The sequence below is a fragment of the Albidovulum sp. genome (assembly GCF_049646345.1).
In the GTDB taxonomy this organism is placed as follows: domain Bacteria; phylum Pseudomonadota; class Alphaproteobacteria; order Rhodobacterales; family Rhodobacteraceae; genus Albidovulum.
Window position 1 is genome coordinate 1 of record NZ_JBARVQ010000279.1, and the last position, 3,550, is coordinate 3,550.

5 protein-coding genes are annotated in these 3,550 nt (G+C 60.8%); all 5 read right to left on the reverse strand.

Annotation, left to right across the window (positions count from 1 at the left end):
• Positions 1-495, reverse strand: a 495-nt coding sequence (locus WBB85_RS06650; protein WP_432637841.1) for an SDR family oxidoreductase, incomplete at its 3' end; no start/stop codon positions are given.
• Positions 488-667 carry a hypothetical protein gene (locus WBB85_RS06655; RefSeq protein ID WP_111734066.1) on the reverse strand — a complete coding sequence of 60 codons (180 nt, stop codon included), beginning with the start codon at positions 665-667 and terminating at the stop codon, positions 488-490. The genes WBB85_RS06650 and WBB85_RS06655, both read right to left, overlap by 8 nt.
• 6 nt (positions 668-673) lie before the next feature.
• Positions 674-2,437 carry a DUF3141 domain-containing protein gene (locus WBB85_RS06660; RefSeq protein WP_432637842.1) on the reverse strand — a complete coding sequence of 588 codons (1,764 nt, stop codon included), beginning with the start codon at positions 2,435-2,437 and terminating at the stop codon, positions 674-676.
• The gene (locus tag WBB85_RS06665; protein ID WP_089851916.1) at positions 2,430-2,759 is read right to left on the reverse strand and encodes a hypothetical protein; all 330 of its coding nucleotides are present in this window, start codon (positions 2,757-2,759) and stop codon (positions 2,430-2,432) included. The genes WBB85_RS06660 and WBB85_RS06665 overlap by 8 nt, the downstream gene beginning before the upstream one ends.
• 92 nt (positions 2,760-2,851) lie before the next feature.
• Positions 2,852-3,550: RNA polymerase sigma factor (locus tag WBB85_RS06670; RefSeq protein WP_432637843.1), on the reverse strand; the 699-nt coding region annotated here is incomplete at its 5' end.

Sequence of the window (3,550 nt, forward strand, 5' to 3'; positions counted from 1 at the left end):
TTCCACCACACGTTCACCGCCGAGATAACTCAACGTGATCAGGCTGCCGCCGCCGGACATCAGCGGTTCGGCAAGATGCGCCATATGGATCAGCGAATGCACCGAAACGGCCATCGCTTCCGAGAACCCCTCGGCAGAGCAGTCGGTCAGCCGACCGTGAAGGTCGGCGGGCGGCACGCTGCCCACGGCGTGAAGAAGGAAATCGAGCTTTCCCCAGCGTTCTGCGATAGCATCAAAAACGGCATCGAGTTCCTGTGGCGCCTCCACATCGCAAGGCAGGACGATGGGCGCTTCAAGCCGCGCGGCCAACGGTGTCACGTGGGTCTTGGTGCGCTCATTGACAAAAGTGATGGCCAACTCGGCACCCGCTTGCCGGAAGTGCAGAGCGGCGGGCCACGCCAGACTGCGTTCATTCGCGATGCCGATGACCAAGCCCTTGCGACCGGACAGGTCCAAAAGTTCCACGGGATCGCAGTATTCGGGGAAGTCAGGCATCTTCCGATTGAACCCGGGTATCGGCGGAGGCGTCCGGCACCTTCTTCTGTGCAGTTTGACGCTTCGCGGTCTTGCCGTGCTTATGCCCGCCGTGTCCATGCCCGAAGAGATGCATCGCAGCCATCCCGCCGATCACGAGGACCAGAACCCAGTTTTCGATAATCCATTCCATGATCCTTCACTCCTTGTTTGGTATGGCGGTCGGTTGGCCCGCTTGTGTGGTGGTGGCGATGGGGAAACTGCCGTACATCGCGCCAAAGACATGTGTGAGCCATGCATCGCGCGCTTTGCGCAAGGCACCGAGATTTTCGCCGGTACGCGCGAACAACGCGCGTTCGGCTAGGATGGCGGGATGGTCTTTCGGCAGAGGATCCCGCGTCTCACGCACGGAGTCGGCTGTGGATTTCACCAGCGCCATCCAAGGGTTCACACGGTCGGAAAACATCGTTCTGGTCCATCGCATCGGATGCAGGGCGCGCAGCATCTCGGCACTGGCCGGGGAGGTCGCGGCCTTGACCCAGGGGCTGACGAAAGTCGAATAGGCCGCCTCGTTGATCCGTGATATCTGCGCGACCTGGGCCAGCGCCACATCGTCGGACGCAACGCCAAGATCATCGACGTCGCGCGGCTCGAAACGCACGTCGTAGTCGCCGGTCTTGCGCTTTGCACTGCCGGAAGACTTGTCGATGAGCATTTCGTAAAGCCCGGGCGCCAGTGCTTCGACCGCCTCCAAGCTTTCCAGGATCGCCCGATGCTGAAGCCGCGCGACGGACCCGGAGACAAAGATGCCCAGATGCCCGACAGTCTCGTGCGTCATGTAGACGATGCGTTGTCCGGCAGCCTTGAGCGCATCGGTGTCAGGATATAGCTTGGCAATCCAGCCCAATGCCTGCTGCGGTGGCGTGATGTTGTCGCCCTCCGAGGCAAAGACCATGATCGGGTTGCGGAGCCGTTTCAGGTCGATGGTGCAATGTGCATCCAGTTGCATCTCGCCCTGCTCCAGCCGGTTGCCGATAAAAAGGTTCTGTGTGATGCCGAGAATTTCCTCGCGGCTCAGCGTATAGTAGCCATTCCACCAGCGTTCGAAGTCGAGGAACCGTTCACGTTCGGTATCGGCATGGGAAAAGAGGTTGGCGTATTTCTCCCAGATCGCCTTTTTGGGTTGCAGGGTCTCGAAGTTCTGCGCCAGCCACGCGCCGTCGAACCGCCCGTCGCCCAGATCGGCGATCATGTGCGCCGCCCAGGATCCGCCCGAGAGCGCGCCGAGCATCCGCATCGGGCTGGTGGCCGCGTCGCCCGACCAATAACTGAGCGGAGAGCCGTTCAGCACGATGGGCCCGGTCAGACCGTCGCAATCGGCGGCCAGCAAGGCGGCGGCCCAACCGGCCTGACAATTGCCGTAGAGCACGGGTGCCGCGTTCGGGTGACGGCGGGCGACTTCGGTGACGAAGTCACGCAGTGCATAGTGTACGTCAGCCAGCGTCTGGCCGGGCATGGGTTCTGGAAAGAAGATCACGAAATAGACCGGATGGCCCTCGTGCATCGCCATGCCGACTTCGCTGTCATGCTTGAAGCCGCCGATACCCGGCCCATGTCCCGCGCGCGGATCAATGACGATGACCGGCGGCTTTGCCTCGTCCACGCAATCGTCCCAGCAATCTTCGCCTGCCCGCGTAATCCGGAGCAGTGCATAATTGGCGGGCCGGTCGAAGGTGCGGGCATCCAGCAGAAGCTCATAGTCGAAATCCAGAAGCGGCGGCATGCCCTGACGTTCATGTGCGATCATGTTGTCGGCGCGTTCCCGCAAGGTATCGAGGAACAGCAGCCAGCGTTCGAACGCGTCCTGGGCATAGGGAATATGGGCGTCAGCCGAGGGCTGTTTAGACTCGGGTTCCGTAGTTGGCTCCGTTGTCACAGTTGCAAGGCGCAAGCTCTTATTCATCGTTGGCTTCCTTCTGTTCATAGATTTCTCTGGATGGCCGCCCTGCAAGAAGCGTAAGTGCGAGGATCTTTGCGACCTCCTCGCGCAGACCGGTCAGCAGGTAGGCCGCATCACCGGGCTTGAGGCCCAGTGCGCGCGCCGCTAATTCCGGGGGTTGCTTCAAGATTTCCACGCGCTGGAACAACGCCAATGCCATCGGGGCGTCTGGATGCGCGGAGGCCTCTGCACAAATGCATATCATCCGCGACATGAACCCCGGAACGGCGGCATTCCGCGACGGTTCCGTTGCTCCCGAACGAAAACTCGTCGTCTCCCGTGGCATGATCCGATTCCTCCTGCTGTGCTGCCCCAAGGCGTAGTCACAAAAGAAGACGTCGATTGGCGAAAAACGTTACAGAACCGACCGCGTTTCGATCAGGAATTCTGCTGCTCTGCTTTGCAATCTGTTTCGTGCTCGGCGTTCTTGCAACCTTCAGGCTGACAATAGCAATCGTCACGATCGTCACGGCAGCAGTCGCCGCAGTGACTTGTCAACGCCTCGCGCAAAGCCGTGCGCGCCCGGTGCAGGCGAACGCCAAGGGCGTTGCGGGTTAGTCCAAGGTCGCGCGCCACATGCTCACGGTCCTCTTCGCCGAAGTCGATACGCCGGAGCAGTTCGGCGTCCGCCGGGCGCAGTTCGGAAATAAGACCGCCGTGGCAGGTGCAGAGCCGCGCCATCTGGGTCGGCGCATCAGAGATCCAGTCTTCCGGCTCACGCGCCACCGCCGCAGCCAAGCGGTTGCGACGCGTGCCTTTACGGAAATGGTCATTCAACGTGGAGCGCAAGATCGCATAGAGCCAGGCATCCATCCGCTCAACGTCTCTGAGTTGATCATTGCGCCCCAGCACGCGGATGCAGAAATCCTGCAGGACATCCTCTGCATCCGCCCGACTGCCAAGCCGTTTGATCAGGAAGCCAAGGAATGCGCCGCGTCCGTCCAGCAACGCACGTTCCGGCGAGGAGTCCGACACCTTCGGTTTTCCGGTGTCTTGCGATGCCATGGCATTCAATTCCTTTCCCCAGTTTCCGAGATTGGCCATATTAGAGAACTGATCATCGCTTCTAGCAAGTTC

Bases quoted from the DNA above. Each gene is read 5' to 3' on its own strand.
- WBB85_RS06655 (WP_111734066.1), bottom strand. From the start codon at position 667: ATGGAATGGATTATCGAAAACTGGGTTCTGGTCCTCGTGATCGGCGGG.
- WBB85_RS06660 (WP_432637842.1), bottom strand. From the start codon at position 2,437: ATGAATAAGAGCTTGCGCCTTGCAACTGTGACAACGGAGCCAACTACG.
- WBB85_RS06665 (WP_089851916.1), bottom strand. From the start codon at position 2,759: ATGCCACGGGAGACGACGAGTTTTCGTTCGGGAGCAACGGAACCGTCG.